The organism is Streptomyces sp. R-74717, assembly GCF_047305335.1.
Taxonomy (GTDB): Bacteria; Actinomycetota; Actinomycetes; order Streptomycetales; family Streptomycetaceae; genus Streptomyces; species Streptomyces atratus.
The window spans coordinates 1,603,317-1,622,256 of the sequence record NZ_CP102361.1 but is presented as its reverse complement, the minus strand read 5'-3'; the positions used below and the strand labels follow the sequence as shown (position 1 = coordinate 1,622,256).

The following is an 18,940-nucleotide window of genomic DNA, read 5'->3' as shown; positions in this document are numbered from 1 at the left end:
TGGTGCCGGCGCGAGTCGCCGACAAGGCCACTCCCGCGACGATACGACATTGATTCCTCAGGCAATCATCTCGGCCTTTGCTTGTCGATATTTCCACCAACCCCGGTCCCTCTGCGGCGAATCCGCCCGGTGAATTCCGAATTCCTTGCAAGGCCGTTGCCCACCCACCGGTGATGGTCGATGATGTGCGGAACTGTTGGAATGTGGGGATGCGATGATCGAGACTGGCGGCAAGGGCCGGACCTGGCTGCTCACCGGGGCGAGCAGCAGCTACGCATTGCGACTCACCGAGCGGGACGAGCTGGTCCATCTGCACTGGGGGCCGCGGATCCCCCTTGCCGCGGTCGAGGCCCTGGCCGCAGTGCCGGAGCCACCCTTCAGGGGCTTCGAGTCCCAGCTCGACGGCCGCGAGGAGTACCCCGTGGAGGGCGGCCCCCGGTTCGTCCGCCCGGCCCTCTCGGTACGCACCCCCGAGGTCCGCGGCACCGAGTGGGTCTTTGTCGACGCCACGGTGGACGGGGACGAACTCCGTATCGGATTCACGGACTCCGTGCACCGGCTCGCCCTCACCCTGCACTACCGGATGCGGGACGACTCGGATGTGATCGAGCGCTGGGCCACCGTCGCCCACGCCGGGCCGGACGGTCCGCCGCTGGAACTGCTGCGCGCCGACGCGGCAGCCTGGGCGCTGCCCGCCCGCGACGGCTGGCGGCTGAGCCGACTGCACGGACGCTGGGCGGCGGAGTCGCAGCTCGCACGGGCGGAGCTGACGTACGGCGAGAGCGTCATCTCCAGCAGGCGCGGTCACACCGGGCACCAGTCCCTGCCGTGGGTCGCACTCGATGCCGACGGTGCGGCGACAGAGGAGAGCGGCGAGGTGTACGGCTGTGCGCTCGGCTGGTCCGGGTCGTGGCGGATTTCGGTGCAGCAACTCCCCGATGGGCTCGTGCAGATCACCGGCGGCGCCGGCTACGACGACTCGGGGCTGCTGCTGCTCGCGCCGGGGGAGTCGTACACCACCCCCGTCTTCGCCGGTCTGTGGAGTGCGGAGGGGTTCGGCGGGGCGAGCCGGGCCTGGCACGCCTGGCAGCTGGCCCGTGTGATCCCGGACGCACAGAGCTTGCGGCCGGTGCTCTACAACTCCTGGGAGGCGACCGGCTTCGACATCTCGCAGGAGCAGCAGCGCGCCCTCGCCGAGCGCGCCGCCGCGATGGGCGTCGAGCTGTTCGTCGTGGACGACGCGTGGTTCGGGCGGCGCACCAGCGACCGGGCCGGGCTCGGCGACTGGACGCCGAATCCGGACCGCTTTCCCGGCGGACTGAAGCCGCTCGCCGACGAAGTGCACGGACTCGGCATGCAGTTCGGCATCTGGGTCGAGCCGGAAATGGTCAATGCCGACAGCGATCTCTATCGCGCACACCCCGACTGGGTGCAGCATTTCCCCGGGCGGGCGCGGACCGAGTTCCGCAATCAACTGGTGCTCAATCTGGCCCGCACCGATGTGCAGGACTATCTGTGGGAGCGGCTGGACACACTGCTCTCCAGTACGCCCGTCGACTATGTGAAATGGGACTTCAACCGCAGCTTCACCGACGCGGGCTGGCCGGGTGAGGAGTATCAGCAGAAGCTCTGGATCGAGCACGTGGACGCCCTGTACGCGCTGATCGACCGGCTCCGGGCCGCGCACCCCTCCGTCGCATTCGAGTCCTGCTCGGGCGGCGGCGGCAGGATCGACCTGGGGATTCTGTCCCGTACGGACCAGGTGTGGACCTCCGACAACACCGACCCGCTCGACCGACTCGCCATCCAGGAGGGCTTCGGCCAGATCCATCCGGCCCGGGTGATGGCCGCCTGGGTCACCGACAGCCCGAATGCCCAGCTCAACGACAGGGTCAGCTCACTGCGGTTCCGTTTCGTGAGCGCGATGGCCGGTGTGCTCGGGGTCGGTGGGGACCTCACCGACTGGAGCGAGGAGGAGCTGGCCGAGGCGCGGAACTGGGTGGATCTCTACAAGGAGATCCGGCCGGTGGTGCAGCACGGCGCGCTGTACCGGCTGCGCGCCCCGCGCGGCGGACTCAGCGCGGTCCAGTACGTCCACGGGGACGAGACCGTGGTCCTGATGTGGCTGGAGGCACAGAGGTACGGAGAGCGGCCCCCGGCCCTGCGGCTGCGCGGGATCGACCCCGCAGCGAGGTACACCTGCCTGGACACGGGGGCGGTGCACCACGGTTCGGTACTGCTGCATCAGGGGCTGCACACCGGGCTTCGGGGGGATCTCGACGCGCGGGTGCTGAGGCTGCGACGCGAATGACAGGCGCAACATGTCCGCAATTAGTGCATTTAGCTCAATATGCCCCGCTTCTACGGGAGATGGTCGCCCGCTCGTGAGCGGAATCATATCCGTGACGGTGTGTGGTGGCGGGGCAGTTGGGTATTCCGTGCGCGGCGCGGAAAGCCAAGATCCTTAATCCACGGAGTGTGACCGGAATTCTGCGCTGATTTCCGAGCGCGGATTCCGGTACAGAAGCAGTGGCTTGTTATCGCCGTCCCGACTCGCTTACGGTCACCGTCAATCCGGACGGACCGCCTAATCCTGCCGCCGCCCGGAATTCGCACCCACTCATCGTGTGGCAGGAGCGGGGGAACCAGGTAGGCCGCCGATCGGAGAAATCCGGCCGGCTAGGGGTGAAGCCGCGCTCAGTGCGGCCGGGCATCTCCAGCCCGAACCCGACAGCTCACCTCGCAGGCGCCGGAGAGGAAGCACGTCATGCCCATATCGGGTAAGCATCGTCGTACGAAGTCCAGCGCCATCGCCCGTGGCGTCGCCGCCGCAGGCGCCGGTGGTGCCGTCATCGCACTGCCGCTGCTCGGTGCCACCGGTGCCCACGCCGCGCCGCAGTCGGCCCCGACCACCGCGCCGCAGTCGGCCTCCGTCGCCGCCACGCACGCCGCCCCGGCCAAGCCGGTCGCGCAGAAGCAGGCCGCCACCACGACGTACTCCGTCGTGTCCGGCGACTACCTGTCGAAGATCGCCACCGAGCACAAGGTCAAGGGCGGCTGGCAGAAGCTGTACCAGGACAACCGCAGGGTCGTCGGTGAAGACCCCGGCCTGATCTTCCCGGGCATGAAGCTGACGCTCGGCGGCAAGGCGTCGGGTGACGCCGCGTCCACCGGCGCCGGCGCGGGTGCGGCCCTCCCGTCGAAGGCCCTCTCGGTGCCCTCGTCGATCGTGGAGAAGTCCGCCCCGGCCAAGTCCGCCCCGGCCAAGGTCTCGACGGTCACGGAGTCCAAGACCTCCGCCCCGGCAGGTCAGAGCAACAGCTCCGGCTACGCACATCCGGTCCCCGGCAACCACACCACCGGATACCGCGCCTCCGGCTCCAACTGGTCCAGCGGCAGCCACACCGGCATCGACTTCCCCGTCTTCACCGGCACCAGCGTGAAGGCCATTGCCTCCGGCACCGTCGTCACCGCCGGCTGGGGCGGCGCGTACGGCAACCAGGTCGTCATCAAGCACGCCGACGGCCACTACTCGCAGTACGGCCACCTGTCCTCGATCTCAGTCTCCGCGGGCCAGACCCTGAGCACCGGTCAGCAGGTCGGCCTCTCCGGCGCCACCGGCAACGCCACCGGCCCGCACCTGCACTTCGAGGTTCGCACGGGCCCGGCGTACGGCTCGGACATCGACCCGATCGCGTACCTGGCTTCTCACGGCATCTACGTCTGAGCCGAACAGCCGGGCAGTTGAGCAACAAAGCATGACCTGAACAAAACAGAAGGGGCGGTGCGCGGCGGCGCACCGCCCCTTCTGCTTATTCCCCCTTTACCAAAAACTGACCGGGTGGTCTATCTCGCCACCCGTCAACCCCTTATTACGGTCGCGTAGGTCACATTCGTCGGTGCAGGATAAGCGTTTGTGGCAGACGATTCGAGAAAAAATCAACGTGGCGTCATCAACCGACATGGCGTCATCGGGTCGTACGCAGCGATTGGCGACAGCTTCACCGAGGGAGTCGGCGACCCCGGCCCGGACGGAACCTTCGTCGGCTGGGCGGACCGCTTCGCGGTGCTTCTCGCGGACCAGCTCCCGGACCCCGATGCGGGGACGAACACCGAAGGCTCCGCTCACGGGAATTTCAGGTACGCCAATCTCGCCGTACGCGGACGCCTCCTCGACCAGATCGTCGAGGAGCAGGTGCCGCGCGCCAAGGAGCTCGCACCCGACCTGGTGAGCTTCTGCGCGGGCGGCAACGACATCATCAGGCCCGGCACCGACCCCGACGACGTGGCCGAGCGCTTCGAGCGCGCGGTCGCCGAGCTGACCGGATCGGTCGGCACCGTCCTGGTCACCACCGGCTTCGACACCCGAGGCGTTCCCGTGCTGCGCCATCTGCGCGGCAAGATCGCCACCTACACCGCCCATGTGCGGTCCATCGCCGACCGCTACGACTGCCCGGTCCTCGACCTGTGGTCGCTGCGGTCCGTCCAGGACAGGCGCGCCTGGGACGACGACCGGCTCCATCTGTCGCCCGAAGGACACACCAGGGTCGCGCTGCGCGCCGCCCAGGTCCTCGGCATCGATGTGCCGGCCGACCCCGACCAGGAATGGCCCCCGCAGGCACAGCGCGGCACGCTCGAAGTACGGCGCGACGACATCCACTGGGCGCGCGAGTACCTGGTTCCGTGGATCGGCCGGCGGCTGCGCGGCGAGTCCTCCGGCGACCATGTCGAGGCGAAGCGGCCGGACCTCCTGCCGCTCTAAGCGGCCTCCGCCACCGTGGTGCCCTCGCTCGCCGGACGGGCTGGAGGTTCAGGTTCGTCCGGCGAGGGGCAACAACGTGGACGCCGGTATGCGTTCCAGCACACCGCCCGCGAAGACGTCGTACAACGGCAGCGTCTCCAGATGCACATAGCCGATGTGGCAGTCGCAGACGGCCAGCGGACAGGCCCGCGGGCCGAGAGAGCGCCGGTAGCTCCCGTCGTAGAGGTTGCCGAGCTCCACCGGTACGAAATGGCAGCGCCGCACCGTGCCGTCGCCGTCCACCGAGATGACCGACTCGCCCGTCCGGCAGGGCAGCCCGGCCGACCGGTGCGGATGCCGGCTGTACGGGAAGAGCGGGTCGAGGCCCGTCCACCGATCCGCTTCCTCGTCCGTATAGGTGTGCCCCTCCGCGGCGTTCACCCAGAGATAGACCTCGTCCGGCAGGGCGGCCCGCAGCCGCCGCGCCTCGTCGAGATGGTCGTCGAGACCGACGACACCGACGCTGTGGCGGATGCCGAGCGCGGTCAGCTCCCGGCACTTGGTGAGGAACCGCTCGTACGGCGTCTGCCCCGGGTGATACGTGCACCAGAGCGCGATCTTCTCGCGGCCGGCGTCCCCCGCCTCGGCCAGCCACCCCGTACGGGTGCTGAGATTGGTCTGGATCGCGACCCGGCCGATGTGCGGCAGCTGCGCCAGCTCGACCAGCGCACGCCGGTACCAGGAGCGGACCAGACCCTCGCCCCACGGGGTGAACAGGACCGAGATCCGGTCACCGGTCTGCGCCGCGGCCCACGCCGTGAACCGCTCCAGCGCGGCGCGGTCGGCGTGCAACTGCTCCCGGCTGTCGCGCCGCTTGGCGAACGGGCAGTACGGACAGTCGTAGTCGCAGGACGCAAGCGGACCGCGGTAGAGAATGGTCAGGTCCATGGGCGCGCTCACTTCAGTTCGTACGCGGCCATCGCGGCCCGTACGCCGGGAGAGAAGAGTTCGGGGCCCAGCGCGTCGGAGTGGGCCAGGCCCTCGGGGGAGAGCCGCAGCGGGCCGGACGCCCCGGCCGTCGCGTCGAGCCAGCCGCGCGCCTCGAACCGGGCCAGTTCAGCGGGGAAGTCGTCGGACGGGGAGGTACCGAACCGCTTCCGGTAGTCGGCGGGTTGCAGCCCCTCGGCCTGGAGGACGGACTGCAGAACGTGGCGGCGGCGCGCCTCGTCGTCGCCGACGTACCGTCCGACCTCGGCGCGCGAGAAGTCCTCGGTCGCGGTGTAGCCGTCGATGATCGCTCGCACCTCACGCATCTCCACCGCGTAGTCGAAGGAGTAGTGCAGCTTCGAGGTGTACGAACGGGCGCCGCACCCCAGCCCGATCATGCCGTCGGTCTGGCAGGCGTGGTCGGCGGGGCCGTCCGTCCGCGGGGCGTCGGCGCGGCGGAACATCCGCATGGACACCTGCTCGTAGCCGTGGGCGAGGAGATGGTCCCGGCCCGTGCGGTACAGCCGTAGCCGCTGCTCGTCCCAGGCGGCGTCCGCGGCTGCCTCGCCGTCGGCGCCGAGCCGCCCGAGCCCCGTCAGTGGGCGGACATACAGCGGATAGAGATACAGCTCCTCCGGCTGCCAGCCGAGCGCCGCGTCCAGCGAGGTGTGCCAGCTGTCCTCGGTCTGCCCGTCGATGCCGTAGATCAGGTCGATGTTCAGGATCGGGATGCGGGCATCACGTATCCGGTCCAGCGCCGCCTCCACATCCGCGCGGCGCTGCGGTCGCACAGCGGCACGCGCCTCGGCTTCGACGAAGCTCTGTACGCCGATGCTGATCCTGGTCGTCCCGCGGTCGGCGAGGACGGCCAGCCGGTCGGCCGTCGCGGTCGACGGCGACGTCTCGACCGACAGCGGAACGGACCGCAGATCGGCCCCCATCCGCTTCTCCGCGATGTCGCAGAGCCGCTCCAGCTCCGCCGCGGTCAGGAACGTGGGGGTGCCCCCGCCGAACGCCGCCGCCGCGAAACGCACCGGCTCGGCGTCTCCCAGCGCGTCGCGGACGGCGGTGGCCTGCCGGTCCAGAGCATCGAGATACCGGGTCGTCAGCTCGTCGGGAGCGCCGATCCGGGTGAAGAGATTGCAGAATCCGCAGCGGACCTCGCAGAAGGGTATGTGGAGATAGAGCGAGAGCGCGTCCTTGCGCTCTCCCGCCCACAGCTCGCGCAACGCCGGCCGGTCGGCCAGGGGGCGATAGGCGGTCTTGTGCGGATAGGCGTAGACATAGCTCTGGTACGGGCGGGTGGTCTGCGAGACGGTCGTGGTGCGGCTCATGGTGCGGTGGTCCCCGGTTCCAGGAAGAAGTGCGCGTACGGAACGGTCCAGACGGACTCGTGACCGAGCCGGTGACCGGTGTAGCCGTCATCCCCGTACGCCGTTCCGTGGTCGGAGCAGACGATGGCGAAACAGCGGCGGCGGCTGCTCGCGGCGGCGAAGAGCCGGCCGATGTGGGCGTCGACGTACTCCAGGGCGGCGGCATGGGTGGCGCGGGAATCGCCCGCCTCGCGCGTGGCCCCCGGCTGGTGGAACCAGTTGGGCTGGTGCATGGCGGCCACATTGACGAACAGGAACAGCCGCTGCTCGGCAGGGAGTTCGGCGACGACCTGCTCGGCACGGGTCACCTGCGCCTCGAAGGAAGTGGGCGACGCGACGCCGAACTCCGGTTCCCAGTGGCTCTCCTGGAACATGCCGGGCAGTACGGAACCGAGCGGCCCCTGCCGGTTGAAGAAACCGACGCCGCCGATGCACACCGTGCGGTAGCCCGCATCGGCGAGGCCGGACAGCAGATCGGGGGTGTCGAAGACAAAGGTGCCCGAAGCGGTGGACTCGCTGCCTGCGAAACGCGCAGCGAACAGCCGGGGGTGCGGCCCCTGGCAGGCCGGTGTCGGCAGGAATCCCGCGAAGATCGCCTGGTGGGAGGCGTAGGTGAAGCTGCCGGGCGCATGCCGCTTCTCCCAGACGCCGTCCGGTAGATGACGCGCCAGATGAGGGATGCGTCCGGCAGCGGCGAGCTCCGCCGCCACGTCGTAACGCAGTGTGTCCAGGGTGATGAGCAGCAGGTCGTGGCTGCCCACGATCTCGCTCATGTCGGGGTTCCGGGCGTCCGCGAGGGCGGGCGCGGTGTCAGCAAGTGGCGGTTGCACGGTGGTTCCTTGCTCTGTTCAGTACGGCGGCGACCTGCGCCGCATAGGTGTCCAGGCCCTCGGCGCCGCTGCCGGCAAGGCCGGTCAGCCGTGGCAGCAGATCACCGAAGGCGTTGACCTCGCCGACGGCGAAGCGCCGCCAGCCGGTCGCAGGCAGCAGATCGACGCCCACACACAGCGTGTCCGGGAAACAGGCCGCTGCCCGTTCGCATATGGCCAGGGCCTCGGCCCAGCTGCCGCCTGCGGCCTCGACGGCCGCACGGACGTCGTCGAGACTTCCGCGCTCGCCACCGAGGTGAAGATTGGTCATGGGGGAGTGGCTGGTGCGCACGACGGCATGGGTGGCGCGGCCGGCCACCACGACGACCCGCAGATCCGCCGCGCGGCCGCGCTGGGTGGCCTTGGGCAGCCAACGCTCGATGTGCAGCCCGTCCGGTGCGAGTGCGTCGACGATCGCCGCGACCTCCCGCTCCGTCGTACAGCGACGCACCCGCAACGAGTTGAAGAGCCGACCGGCCGCGTCGCGCTCCACCGATGTGGTCGCCCTGACCCTGCCGGGTCCGGCCGTCTCCACGGCCAGCACCCCCGAGGCGGACGAACCGTGCGCCGGTTTCACAAAGGCCCGGGGCATGCCATGGGCCGCCATCCGGTCGCGTACGTCCGCCCAGTCGCGCACCGCGGGGGCCGCGGCTCCCGAGGTCGGCGACGCGGGCACGGGCACTCCGGCGCCGTCCAGTACGGCATGGCAGAGCCGCTTGTCGAACAGCACCGCGACGTCGTCGGGGTCGTCGAGCAGAACGGCACCGGAAGCGGCTGCCGCCCGCGCCACTGCCCGTACAGCCGAGGTGAACCGGGCGTACCACAGGGCGGTCCCCTCGACCCTGGCCGGATCGCCGACCGCCCGTAGCAGCCGCTCCACCTCGGCGTCCTCACCGGGCGAGTCCATCCGAACGGCCTCGCCCGGCCGGAAGGCGGCCTCGCCCCGCAGGACGTCCAGCCAGGGCACGACCCGCGCGGGCGGCAGCCCGGCGGCGCGCACGGCGTCCTGGAAGAGCGCGACCCGGCGGTTGCCGGGCACACCCACGACGACGAAGCGCGGCGCCGGGCCGCCCGTACTACTCGGCGACGGCGACATAGCGGTCGTCGTCCTCTTCCGGGTCCCAGTACTCGACCTCATGGATCTCGCCGTTCACCCGGTCGGAACCGATCAGGTTCCTGAGGCGGTCCACCAACGCGTCGCTGATGTAGTGATGGTGCAGATCCAGTGAGGTCAAGTGGGTGAGCGGCTGGCCCGCGAGCAGCGACCCGGCGCCTTCGTCGCCCAGGGTTCCCATCGCGAGGGAGAGCGACTCGAGCTGGGCGACGACCGGGGCGGAGGCAACCGCGGCCGCGATCTCGTCCTGGATCTCGCTGTTCTGCAGCCCGAGATGGCGCAGCGCCGGGAGCGCCGCACCCGACAGCAGCGGCGCGAGATCCTCGACCGTCGCGTCCCCGCCGTACTCGGTGACGCCGAGCCAGAGTTCGAGGTGCTCCAACGAGGGCAGCTCCGACGCTCCGATCGCCCGCACGATCCCGGACGGCAGTCCGCCCGACTCGAACCGCAGTGACTTGAGCGCCTTGTGCCGCACCGGCCGCAGGCCGAGCGTCTCCTTGCCGTCGATCGGTTCGCCGCACCCGCGTACCGTCAATTCCTCCAACTGTCCGAACGCCTCGATCACCGGGGTGATGTCGGACATCTCAAGCCACGACAGTTCGCACTCCTCGCTGACGACATCGGCGAGGAAGAGCGCCTTCAGGGCCGGAAAGCGGTCCGCATGGCCGGCCAGCAGCTCGACGACGGGCGCGAAGGATTCGTACTCCTCCTGCCACCAAGGGCCGATCAGCAGCGCCCGCACCCGCGAAGTGTCGACCGTGTCGAGAAAGTGCTGCCACAGTGCGGCGAACGTCAGATCGCCCTGCCAGGCGCTCTCCAGCCGCCACGCGACCGAATCGGCGGCCGGAAGAGGGTCGGTGCGCGATTGGTCCGGTCCCGGCAGGGTCAGGACGGGCAGGCCGTGAAAGGTCTCCGGGTGTTCGATGTCAGTCATCGCGCATCACTCCGAGATCGCGGTGTAGCGGCCTTCGGCACCGCGACCGCCCCAGGGCTCCTCGCGCTCCGACACATCGACCTGCACCCCATGGGGTTCCAGCGCCTGAGTGATCCGGCGCTCCATCGGCTCGGTCATGAAGTGGTGGTGCAGATCCAGCCGTTCGAGATGGGTGAGCGGCTGGCCGTCCAGCAGCGCCGCCGCGCCCTCGTCGCCCAGCGTGCCGTGCGACAGGTCGAGGGTACGGAGCTGGGCGACGACCGGGGCACCCGCGACAGCCGCCGCGATCTCGTTCTGCACCTCGCTGTTGCGCAGACCGAGGTGGCGGAGGCGGGGGAAGCGGGAGCCGGAGAGCAGGGGGGCCAGGTCCGCCACATCGGCGTCGCCCCCGTACGCGGAGACGCCGAGCCAGAGGTCGAGCCGCTCCAGCGCGGGCAGTTCGCTGTCCAGGATGCCGCGGATCACTCCGACCGGCAGGCCGCCGGTCTCGATGGTCAGCGAGCGCAGCCGCTCGTGCTTCGTGGCGGAGAAGACCAGATCCGTGCCGCCGCGCACGCCCAGCTCCAGCAGGCCGGGGAAGGCGGTCAGCAGTGCGGTGACATCGGACTGCTCGATCCAGGAGATCTCGTTCTGCTCCGGGGTGATGTCGCCGACGAAGACGGCCTCCAGCGAGGTCAGACGGTCGGCCGCGGCGATGACGAGATCGATCGGGTAGGACGAGGTCTCCTCGTACGACTCGCCCCACTGACCGATGATGAGCGCCCGCACACCGGCCGGGTCGACCGCCGTCACAAACGCCTGGAACGCCTCCTCCCAGGTCATCTCGCACTCGTCGTCGTACGGGTCGACCGAGATGCGCCAGGCCGCCGCATCGGCGGCCTGCACCGGTGTTTCCTTCGTCGCGTGCTGGAAGTCGACGGCGGGAAGGCCGAGCAACTCGTGCAGATGGTCCACACCGGACATGACCCTGGGCTCCTGGTACTGGGGGACGGCTGATGTCCGCAAGGTTTATCAAGCCGCACTGACAACGGCGCGACCGGGGACCGTCCGTGACATGTCCACCGACGCCGTGGGAGCCGGTCGCCGTTCGATTGTCAGACCCTCCCCTTAGCGTTTTCTTCGTGGCCGGCACAGCGGGTGCGGCCATCGAGGGGAGACTTCTGTGTACCGGCAGGGCGATGTACTGATCGTGTCGTTGGAGGAGTCGGCGGTGCCCGCGCATCTTGTGGACGCGCCGGGCGAACCGAGGGACGGCCGGGGGCGGATGGTCCTCGCGCTGGGCGAGGTCACCGGCCATGCCCATGCGGTTCAGGGGCCGGGCCGGCTGATGCGCGAGGCGGGCGCCTTCGGGCCGATGCTGCTCCATCTCCCCGAAGGCGGGCGGGTGGTTCACGAGGAGCACGCGGCGATACCGCTGTCGAAGGGCTGGTACCGAGTGGTGCGCCAGCGGGAGTACGCCCCGGGGGCGGTCCGCATCGTCGCGGACTGACGCCGCCGGGCCCATCCGGCAGCAGCGGATCAGGGAGCCGGATCAGAGATCCGGAGCACGCACACACAGAACACCGAACGACACGGAATCAGGGGACGGGGAAGACCGATGCAGTACGTGGACTCATGGCGGGCCGTGGCAGCGGCGACCGGCGCGGCGGACCGGGCCGCGGCCGAGGACGGGCTGCGGCTCGCCTACCGCAGCGCAGGACTTGCCGAGCCGGAGCAGATCGTCTGGGTCGATTCGCCCAGGGCCGCCGTGGAGGCCGTCGAGAAGCTCGTCGACGCCGGACGCTCGGTGCGTGACGAGGTACGGACCCGGCCCTGGGCGCAGGAGCGGCGCCGGATGTACGACGAGCTGGGCCCGGCGGGCTGGTCCGCCCTGTGGTCCGCCACGGGGGCGCAGCTCTGGGAGACCACGGCGGCGCTCGCCGAGCGGATCAGGGCCGGTGTCGTCGCGGACCTCACGGAGCGCCCCGAGGACGAGTCCGCTGTCCGGCTCGTGCTGCTCGATGCGGTCCTGGGCCAGCACGATGCGGCCTGGCTCGCCGCGTTCGACGGCCGGGGCGAGCGGCTTGACGGTCTGGCCGAGGTCGCGAGGCACGCGGGCTGGTGGTGGCCGTACGAGCGTGTGGTGGTGATCAGCGAGCGCCCCGAAGCGCTCCACCGGGACGAGGCGGGCCGGCTCGACCGCGGGGACGGCCCGGCGCTCGCCTACCGCGACGGCTTCGCGCTCCACGCCTGGCGGGGCATGCCCGTGCCCGCCGAATTCCTTGCGGAACTGAACTCCCTGACCCCCGAACGGATACGTGAGGAGGAGAACGCGGAACTGCGCCGCGTGATGCTGGAGTTCTACGGTTACGACCGCTACCTCACCGAGTCGGGCGCCGAGCCGGTCCATCGGGACGAGACGGGCATCCTCTGGCGGATCGCGCTGGACGGCGACGAGGACGTGGTGATGGTCGAGGTCGTCAACTCCACCCCGGAGCCGGACGGAACCCACCGCACCTACTGGCTCCGGGTGCCGCCCGGCACGAGGACCGCGAAGCAGGGTGTGGCCTGGACCTTCGGACTCCAAGGGGATGCGTATGCACCCCTGCGCCAGACCTGACCTTCGTCGGCCGAGCAGGCGGAGCGCCTTTCAGATCCCGGCGTCGAGGTGGGTGCCGATCCGTATGAAGGCCTGGACCAGCGGCGCCGGGGGGACCGAGGGCGACATGACCTGGGAGGCGAAGTGCACGATGACCAGGTCCAGTTTGGGGGAGATGAACAGGCGCTGCCCGTGGATGCCGCTGGCCATGAAGGACTCGTAGGGATCGTTCAGGATCCACCAGAGGTCGTGGTACGAGAGCGTAGCGGGCGAGTCCGGGGGTGCCGCCGGGAAGCGGACCCGCCGGGGATAGCCGTCCGGGGTGCTGGTGGCGATCGTCGTGGCGATGCTTTCGGGCACGATCTGACGGTCACCGACGGCGCCGCCGCATCGGATCACCTCGCCCAGCCGGGCCACGTCACGCAAGGTCGCGCTGAAGCCGCCGCACGCCGCCTCGGTTCCTTCGGAGTCGAGGATGTAGTAGGCGTCCTCCTCCGCCCCCAGCCGGGACCAGATCACCTCGCTGAGCAGCGCGGACGTACTGATGCCGGTGACGCGGCGGAGGACTTCCGCGAGGGCCTCGACATTGCCGTTCTCGTAGCGGAATTCCGTGCCGGGCTTGCCGGTGGCCCGGGCGGTGGCGAGGTGTTCGCGAATGCTGGTGGGGCCGTTGTAGCCGTAGGGGCGCAACTGAGGGGCGAGGATGGCGAAGTACCGCTGGGCCTCGATCGCCTTGTCGAAAGGCCGGCCGGCGTAGCTCATCAGGGTGCCCATGTGCAGCAGATCGTCGACCCGTGCCTCTCCGAACGCCGTTCCCGTGAGTTCGGGGACGTATCGGGTGACGAGGGCGTCGCGGTCGAGCAGCCCCTGGTCCGCGAGGATCGCTGCCAGGAGGCCGATGTACGACTTCGCCGCCGAAGCGTTGAAGTGCGGCACGTGGGATTCGTATCCGTGCAGGTAGCGCTCGTAGACCACGGTGCCGCGGTGCATGACCAGGAAGGCGTCCGTCTGGGCGGCGGCGAAGAGCGCCGACAGGGTCAGTGACCGGCTGCCGGACGTGGTGAACTCCAGCGCTTCGAGATCGTGCGGTGCGCATGGTACGTCGAGCGGCTGCGTCCTGCCGCGCCATACGCGCCGGCTGGGCACGGTCTCGCGGCCGGACGTGGTGTGCCGGCGGACCCAGGCCGGGTCCGTGAATCCGCGCGCCCAGGTCAGTTCGGTCAGCGAAGGTGTTTCGGTCATGCGCCCACTCCTGTCGGTGTTGCCAACGGAGCGTTACCGTACAGTGTGTCCAGAAACGTGGCCAGGCCCGTTCCGGTCGGCAGACCTATGCACCCGACTCGGTCGCCGGGGGGTCGAAGGCGCCCGGAGCGTCGGACGGGGCGAGTCCGGAGGCCCAGACGCGGCCGTACACGGACAGATCCCGGAGATGTCCGGTGATCTCGGCGGCGCTGTAACCGGTGTCGTTCTCGACCCACCAGGTCAGCACGCCGATGAGCTCGCCGGTCCAGGCCCGGGCGATGACGTCGAACGGGATGCGCGGTGTGACGCCGAGCTGCGCCGCGCGCTCTCGGAAGACGGTCTCGACGCGCTTGCAGATGATCGCGGAGAACTCGCGCAGAGCGCGCCCGTCGCCCTCTCCTCGGAGAATGACCTGGTAGACGCGCCTCTCCTGCTCCGCGTGCCGGAAGATGTAGAGCACCGGAAGGCCGGTGAAGCCTTGTGTCTGCGCCTGTTCGACGGCGGGCAGAAGGCGCTCACGGTCCTCTGCCAGATCCCGGACGATGCCGAGGAGCAGGTCCTCCTTGTCCCGGTAGTGCGCGTAGAAGGTCGCGCGGGCGACATCGGCGCGCTCGGCGATCTCTTCGACGCTGAGCGCGTGGAATCCCTTCTCCAGGACGAGGTCGACAAGGGCCGCGCGCAGGGCGCGGTGGGTGCGGCGGACACGGCGGTCACCTGCAGTCTTCATGCCCTGGATTATTGCGTCTTCCTTTCGAACCGTTGACCGGCAGGCTGCCGCGCGTTACGTTTCCCGCCATCGAGATCGTTAACAGACAGACTGTTCAGTTACGGAGTCGTCATGAACCTCGGGCGATATGTACGCAGGACCAGCAGCCACCATCCCGAAGCCGAAGCCGTCGTCTGCGGCAGCACGCGGCTCACCTATGCCGCCCTCGACGAGCACAGCGACCGGCTCGCCGCCGCGCTGCGCGCCCTCGGCCTGACGGCCGGAGACTGCGTCGCGACACTGGCGGCCAACCGCGCCGAACTCGTCGTCGCCGAAGTGGCCCTGTACAAGGCCGGACTGGTGCGCGCCCCCGTCAACGCACGCCTCGGCATACAGGAAGTGGCCCATCTGCTGCGCGAGTCGCACGCCCGGGTGCTTCTCGTGGACGCCGCCCACGTGGAGGCGGCCCGGCAGGCCGTGCCGGGCAGCGAGGTGAAGAGCGTGATCGGTTTCGACGGACCGGGCGAGTTCGGTCCCGGCTACGCCGAGGTCCTCGCCGCCACCCACCGCGAGCCGGTCGATGTCGACTGCGACGAGGGCGACACAGCCGTCCTGCACTTCACCTCGGGCTCCACCGGCAAGCTCAAAGCGGCGACACAGACGTACGGCAACCGTCTCGCCCTGATGCGCAAATCCGTGATGAACGCGCACACCCGGGTCGGCCCCGGGGACAAGCAGATCCTGGCCGGCCCCGTCACCCATGCCTCCGGCATGCCTCTGATGGGCATCTTCTTCGCCGGCGGATGCGCCGTAGTCATGGAGCGCTGGGACGCCGAAGCCTTTCTCACCACCGTCGAACGGGAGCGCGCGACGCATGCGTTCGTCGTACCGACCATGATCAATACGGTGCTCGCACTGCCCGGCCGGGGCGCCTACGACGTCTCCAGCCTGCGCCAGCTCATGTACGGTGCCGCACCGATGTCACCGGCGCGGATCCGCGAGGCGTGGCAGCTGTTCGGCCCCGTGCTCTCTCAGGGATACGGCTGCGGGGAGACCACCTCCGGCGTGCTGTTCCTGTCGACCGACGACCACCGGCGTGCGATCGAGGGCCTGGACGAGGAGCTGCTGCTGTCCTGCGGCCGCCCCCTCACCGAGGCCGAGATCAGGATCGTCGACGACTCCGGTGCCCAGGTCGCCGACGGCGAGATCGGTGAGATCGCCGTCCGGGGCCCCGACGTCGTACCCGGTTACTTCAACGAACCCCACCTGACCGCCGAGACCTTCCACGACGGCTGGTTCCATACCGGCGACCTCGCGCGGCGCCGTGGCGACGGCTACATCTTCATCGTCGACCGCAAGAAGGACATGATCATCTCCGGCGGTTTCAACATCTACGCCGTCGAGGTCGAATCCGCCCTGCACCAGCACCCCGACGTGTTCGAGGCGGCTGTCGTCGGGATCCCGGACCCCGAATGGGGCGAAGCCGTCAAGGCCGTCGTCGTCCTGCGCGACGGCGCGGAGCTTCAGGAGAGCCGGCTCATCGACTTCTGCGCGTCCCGGCTCGCCCGCATGAAGAAGCCCCGCTCCATCGACTTCACCGACGCCCTTCCCCACAACCCCAACGGCAAGATCGACCGCCGTGCCATCCGCGAACGCTACTGGACCGGCGTCGAACGCCGCGTGCACTGAACGGACACCCCTCATGACCTTCACCCTCGAACCGTCGTACGACGACAACCCCCGTCTGCAGGAGCTCGTCGAAAGGCTCCGCACCTACCTCCGCGACGAGTTGATCCCCTTCGAACAGGAGCGGGGCATCACTCCCGAGACCAAGGTCGACCGGCCCGTCCTCGAACAGGTATGGAAGCGAAGCCGTGAACTCGGTTTCTATGGCATCAACCTGCCGCCGGAGTATGGCGGGCAGGGCCTGTCGCTGGTCGAACTGTGCGCACTCAAGGAGGAGCTGACCGCCTCGGGCGCCGCACTGTCCCACTCGGTCCTCGGCGACATGGGCGGCCCGCTGCGTGCCGGAGCGATCCTCCACCATGCCACCGAACACCAGCTGCAGCGCTACCTCCTGCCCGTGATCCGCGCCGAGCGCGCCTGCTGCTTCTCCATCACCGAGGACGACGCGGGCTCCGACGTCCGGCGCATGACCACCACCGCGACCCCGGACGGCGACCACTACGTCCTCAACGGACGCAAGGTGTTCAGCTCCGCCGCGCCCTTTGCGGACTTCGCCGTCGTCGTCGTCAGAATGGCCGGCACCGAGGAGTCGTACAGCGCTTTCCTCGTCGACCTCGACACCCCGGGATGCCAGGTGCTGGACGGCGAAATCCCCATGTCCGGCCAGCAGATGGAGGGCGACCTCCTGTTCGAGAACTGCAGGATCCCCGCCGAGAACCTCCTCGGCGAGATCGGACAGGGACTGCGTATCGGCATCGGACGCATCACCCTCAACCGCCTGTTGCACTGTCCTTCCGTGATCGGCGCCGCCCGCCGCGCCTGGGACCTGTCGGTCGACTACTCCAAGAACCGGGTCGTCTTCGGCCGGCCACTGCTCGCCCTCCAGGCCATCCAGCACAAGCTCGCCGAGATGGCCACCGACATCTACGCCGCCCGCTCCATGGTGATGGCCACCGCGGCCAGGGCCGACGGGGGCGCTGCCATCGGTGTCGAGGCGAACATGTGCAAGCTGTTCAGCTCCGAGTCCTGCTTCCGCGTCGCCGACCAGGCCGTACAGATCCATGGCAAGGCCGGACTGACCCACGGTCACGAGGTCGAGCAGATCTTCCGCACGCTGCGCATGTTCCGCATCGTCACCGGCACCACCGAGATCCACAAGAACGCCATCGCCAAATCGCTCGTGTGACCCGGCGGGCCGGGAGATCCCGGGCCCGGCCCGCCCACCGGCTCTGCACACGCCCACGAGCACGGCACAGGCTCGTGCGGCCCTTCGACACACCAGCTGGGCCCATCTTGCACCCCCGCACCCGCGCAGGAGTCCCCCATGGTCACCCGCCCCACCGAGCCCGTCACCGGCCGCGCAGCCCCGCACCCGAGCATGCCCGAGCCCCGCTACAACCCCCGCCGCGCCTGGCTGATCACTGCCCTGATCGTGGCCTTCATGGTCATCAACTACGCCGACAAGTCCGTTCTGGGCCTGGCCGCTGTCCCGATCATGGACGAACTCCACATCAGCAACAGCACCTACGGCCTGATCTCCAGCTCGTTCTATCTCCTGTTCAGCCTCTCCGGACTGCTCGTCGGCTTCACTTCGTCCCGCATATCGAGCCGGATGCTCCTGTTCACACTGACCGTCCTGTGGGCCGTCGCCCAGCTGCCGGTCCTCTTCGTGGCAGCCGTGCCCACGCTCATCGCCGGCCGGGTGCTGCTGGGAGCCGCCGAAGGGCCCGCGGCCCCGATGTCCATGCACGCCCTGTACAAGTGGTTTCCCACTACCGGACGCGGACTGCCCTCCGCGCTCCAGATCGGTGGAGCGGCTCTCGGCACACTCATATCGGCGCCCCTGCTCACCTGGCTCATCAGCGACTTCGGCTGGCGCTCGGCGTACGCGGTGCTCGCGCTGGTGTGTGTCGTCTGGAGTCTGGCCTGGCTCAGGCTCGGTCACGACGGCCCCTTCGGGCAGGACGGCTCCTTCGGACACGCCCCCGAACCCGCAGCCGCCGCAATCGCGCCGTCGGGCCGTTGCCTGCCCTACCGCAGACTCCTGCTGAACGGGACCGTACTCGGCTCCATAGCCAGCGCTTTCGGCGCCGCCTGGGCCCTCTCACTCAGTCAGGCATGGCTCCCCGCCTATCTGAGAACACAGCTGGAGATGACGCCCGCCCGCGCGGCCACCACCATCAGCGTCATCTCCGCCTTCAGCCTCGTCCTCCTGCTGACCCTCTCCCCGCTCGTCGACGCCCTGAAATCGCGCGGGGTGTCCAGCCGCTGGTCCAGCGGTTTCCTGCAGGGCACCGCCGTGGTCGTCGCAGGTACCGCGATGGCCGTCTTCCCCTTCGTCGATGCGTCCGGTCCCCGCCTCGTGCTGATCGGGGTGGCCTTCGGCGGACACGCCATCGCCATCCCCCTGCACTACATGACCACCGCGGAAGTCGCGCCCCCGCGCCAACGAGGAGCACTGTTCGGCATCGTCGCGGCCACCGGCACGCTGCCCGGCCTCGTCGCACCCTTCCTCACGGGCCGCATCATCGACACCGCAGGCTCGGAATCGGCCGGCTATCTGGTGGCCTTCCTCATCGCCGCCGCGGTCATGCTCACCGCCGGGGTATTCGCCATCGCCGCCATCCGGCCCGAACGCGACGCCGTACGGCTCGGCATCCCCCACCCGGACCGCCGGGAATCCGGCACGCCGGAGTGATCCACCAGGGGA

16 protein-coding genes and 1 riboswitch are annotated in these 18,940 nt (G+C 69.5%); of the genes, 8 read left to right on the top strand and 8 right to left on the bottom strand.

The features are described 5' to 3' along the window. The first annotated feature begins 214 nt into the window (after positions 1–214). The 3 genes from NRF20_RS07285 to NRF20_RS07275 all read left to right on the top strand — a co-directional run bounded on the left by NRF20_RS07285 (position 215) and on the right by NRF20_RS07275 (position 4,762). Entirely contained in the window at positions 215–2,311 is a 2,097-nt protein-coding gene (locus NRF20_RS07285) for an alpha-galactosidase (RefSeq protein ID WP_413752250.1), read from the top strand. Between the two features lie 292 nt (positions 2,312–2,603). Further along, positions 2,604–2,762: riboswitch (cyclic di-AMP (ydaO/yuaA leader) on the top strand. Between the two features lie 5 nt (positions 2,763–2,767). Continuing rightward, on the top strand, positions 2,768–3,727 hold the full coding sequence (locus tag NRF20_RS07280; RefSeq protein WP_398634179.1) for a peptidoglycan DD-metalloendopeptidase family protein: 960 nt from the start codon (positions 2,768–2,770) through the stop codon (positions 3,725–3,727). Between the two features lie 189 nt (positions 3,728–3,916). Beyond that, positions 3,917–4,762 carry an SGNH/GDSL hydrolase family protein gene (locus NRF20_RS07275; RefSeq protein WP_413752249.1) on the top strand — a complete coding sequence of 282 codons (846 nt, stop codon included), beginning with the start codon at positions 3,917–3,919 and terminating at the stop codon, positions 4,760–4,762. A gap of 48 nt (positions 4,763–4,810) precedes the next feature. On the opposite strand, the gene NRF20_RS07270 is transcribed toward NRF20_RS07275, so the two are convergent. The 6 genes from NRF20_RS07270 to NRF20_RS07245 are packed head-to-tail and all read right to left on the bottom strand — an operon-like array spanning position 4,811 to position 10,981. Beyond that, complete coding sequence (locus NRF20_RS07270) at positions 4,811–5,689, bottom strand: STM4011 family radical SAM protein (protein ID WP_413752248.1); 879 nt, start codon at positions 5,687–5,689, stop codon at positions 4,811–4,813. 8 nt (positions 5,690–5,697) lie between these two features. Next, complete coding sequence (locus NRF20_RS07265; protein WP_398634176.1) at positions 5,698–7,062, bottom strand: STM4012 family radical SAM protein; 1,365 nt, start codon at positions 7,060–7,062, stop codon at positions 5,698–5,700. Then, positions 7,059–7,874, bottom strand: coding sequence for an STM4013/SEN3800 family hydrolase (locus tag NRF20_RS07260; protein WP_398634186.1), 816 nt, complete (start codon positions 7,872–7,874; stop codon positions 7,059–7,061). Before NRF20_RS07260 ends, NRF20_RS07265 begins: the two co-directional genes overlap by 4 nt. 37 nt (positions 7,875–7,911) lie before the next feature. Beyond that, complete coding sequence (locus NRF20_RS07255; protein WP_398634175.1) at positions 7,912–9,066, bottom strand: STM4014 family protein; 1,155 nt, start codon at positions 9,064–9,066, stop codon at positions 7,912–7,914. Next, a complete protein-coding gene (locus NRF20_RS07250) occupies positions 9,047–10,018 on the bottom strand; it encodes an STM4015 family protein (protein ID WP_398634174.1) in 972 nt (323 codons plus the stop codon). The genes NRF20_RS07255 and NRF20_RS07250 overlap by 20 nt, the downstream gene beginning before the upstream one ends. Positions 10,019–10,024: 6 nt before the next feature. Beyond that, positions 10,025–10,981, bottom strand: coding sequence for an STM4015 family protein (locus NRF20_RS07245; protein WP_398634173.1), 957 nt, complete (start codon positions 10,979–10,981; stop codon positions 10,025–10,027). A gap of 199 nt (positions 10,982–11,180) precedes the next feature. Here NRF20_RS07245 and NRF20_RS07240 point away from each other — a divergent pair, with 199 nt between their 5' ends. Next, positions 11,181–11,507: a hypothetical protein gene (locus tag NRF20_RS07240; RefSeq protein WP_266355770.1), complete on the top strand. Its 327-nt coding sequence runs from the start codon at positions 11,181–11,183 to the stop codon at positions 11,505–11,507. Between the two features lie 108 nt (positions 11,508–11,615). Further along, a complete protein-coding gene (locus NRF20_RS07235) occupies positions 11,616–12,617 on the top strand; it encodes a DUF6745 domain-containing protein (RefSeq protein WP_398634172.1) in 1,002 nt (333 codons plus the stop codon). Between the two features lie 30 nt (positions 12,618–12,647). On the opposite strand, the gene NRF20_RS07230 is transcribed toward NRF20_RS07235, so the two are convergent. Continuing rightward, a complete protein-coding gene (locus NRF20_RS07230; protein ID WP_398634171.1) occupies positions 12,648–13,838 on the bottom strand; it encodes a serine hydrolase domain-containing protein in 1,191 nt (396 codons plus the stop codon). Positions 13,839–13,923: 85 nt separating this feature from the next. Then, positions 13,924–14,565, bottom strand: coding sequence for a TetR/AcrR family transcriptional regulator (locus tag NRF20_RS07225; RefSeq protein WP_266355764.1), 642 nt, complete (start codon positions 14,563–14,565; stop codon positions 13,924–13,926). Between the two features lie 111 nt (positions 14,566–14,676). Here NRF20_RS07225 and NRF20_RS07220 point away from each other — a divergent pair, with 111 nt between their 5' ends. The 3 genes from NRF20_RS07220 to NRF20_RS07210 all read left to right on the top strand — a co-directional run bounded on the left by NRF20_RS07220 (position 14,677) and on the right by NRF20_RS07210 (position 18,928). Further along, a complete protein-coding gene (locus NRF20_RS07220; RefSeq protein WP_413752247.1) occupies positions 14,677–16,233 on the top strand; it encodes an acyl-CoA synthetase in 1,557 nt (518 codons plus the stop codon). Positions 16,234–16,246: 13 nt separating this feature from the next. Beyond that, on the top strand, positions 16,247–17,416 hold the full coding sequence (locus NRF20_RS07215) for an acyl-CoA dehydrogenase family protein (protein ID WP_266355760.1): 1,170 nt from the start codon (positions 16,247–16,249) through the stop codon (positions 17,414–17,416). 138 nt (positions 17,417–17,554) lie between these two features. Continuing rightward, positions 17,555–18,928 (top strand): MFS transporter, encoded by a 1,374-nt coding sequence (locus NRF20_RS07210; RefSeq protein WP_398634168.1) that lies wholly within the window; start codon positions 17,555–17,557, stop codon positions 18,926–18,928. Positions 18,929–18,940 lie beyond the last annotated feature (12 nt).

Coding starts and splice junctions, on each gene's coding strand:
- NRF20_RS07285 (WP_413752250.1), top strand. CDS start 215: ATGATCGAGACTGGCGGCAAGGGCCGGACCTGGCTGCTCACCGGGGCG.
- NRF20_RS07280 (WP_398634179.1), top strand. CDS start 2,768: ATGCCCATATCGGGTAAGCATCGTCGTACGAAGTCCAGCGCCATCGCC.
- NRF20_RS07270 (WP_413752248.1), bottom strand. CDS start 5,689: ATGGACCTGACCATTCTCTACCGCGGTCCGCTTGCGTCCTGCGACTAC.
- NRF20_RS07265 (WP_398634176.1), bottom strand. CDS start 7,062: ATGAGCCGCACCACGACCGTCTCGCAGACCACCCGCCCGTACCAGAGC.
- NRF20_RS07260 (WP_398634186.1), bottom strand. CDS start 7,874: ATGAGCGAGATCGTGGGCAGCCACGACCTGCTGCTCATCACCCTGGAC.
- NRF20_RS07255 (WP_398634175.1), bottom strand. CDS start 9,066: ATGTCGCCGTCGCCGAGTAGTACGGGCGGCCCGGCGCCGCGCTTCGTC.
- NRF20_RS07250 (WP_398634174.1), bottom strand. CDS start 10,018: ATGACTGACATCGAACACCCGGAGACCTTTCACGGCCTGCCCGTCCTG.
- NRF20_RS07245 (WP_398634173.1), bottom strand. CDS start 10,981: ATGTCCGGTGTGGACCATCTGCACGAGTTGCTCGGCCTTCCCGCCGTC.
- NRF20_RS07235 (WP_398634172.1), top strand. CDS start 11,616: ATGCAGTACGTGGACTCATGGCGGGCCGTGGCAGCGGCGACCGGCGCG.
- NRF20_RS07230 (WP_398634171.1), bottom strand. CDS start 13,838: ATGACCGAAACACCTTCGCTGACCGAACTGACCTGGGCGCGCGGATTC.
- NRF20_RS07225 (WP_266355764.1), bottom strand. CDS start 14,565: ATGAAGACTGCAGGTGACCGCCGTGTCCGCCGCACCCACCGCGCCCTG.
- NRF20_RS07220 (WP_413752247.1), top strand. CDS start 14,677: ATGAACCTCGGGCGATATGTACGCAGGACCAGCAGCCACCATCCCGAA.
- NRF20_RS07215 (WP_266355760.1), top strand. CDS start 16,247: ATGACCTTCACCCTCGAACCGTCGTACGACGACAACCCCCGTCTGCAG.
- NRF20_RS07210 (WP_398634168.1), top strand. CDS start 17,555: ATGGTCACCCGCCCCACCGAGCCCGTCACCGGCCGCGCAGCCCCGCAC.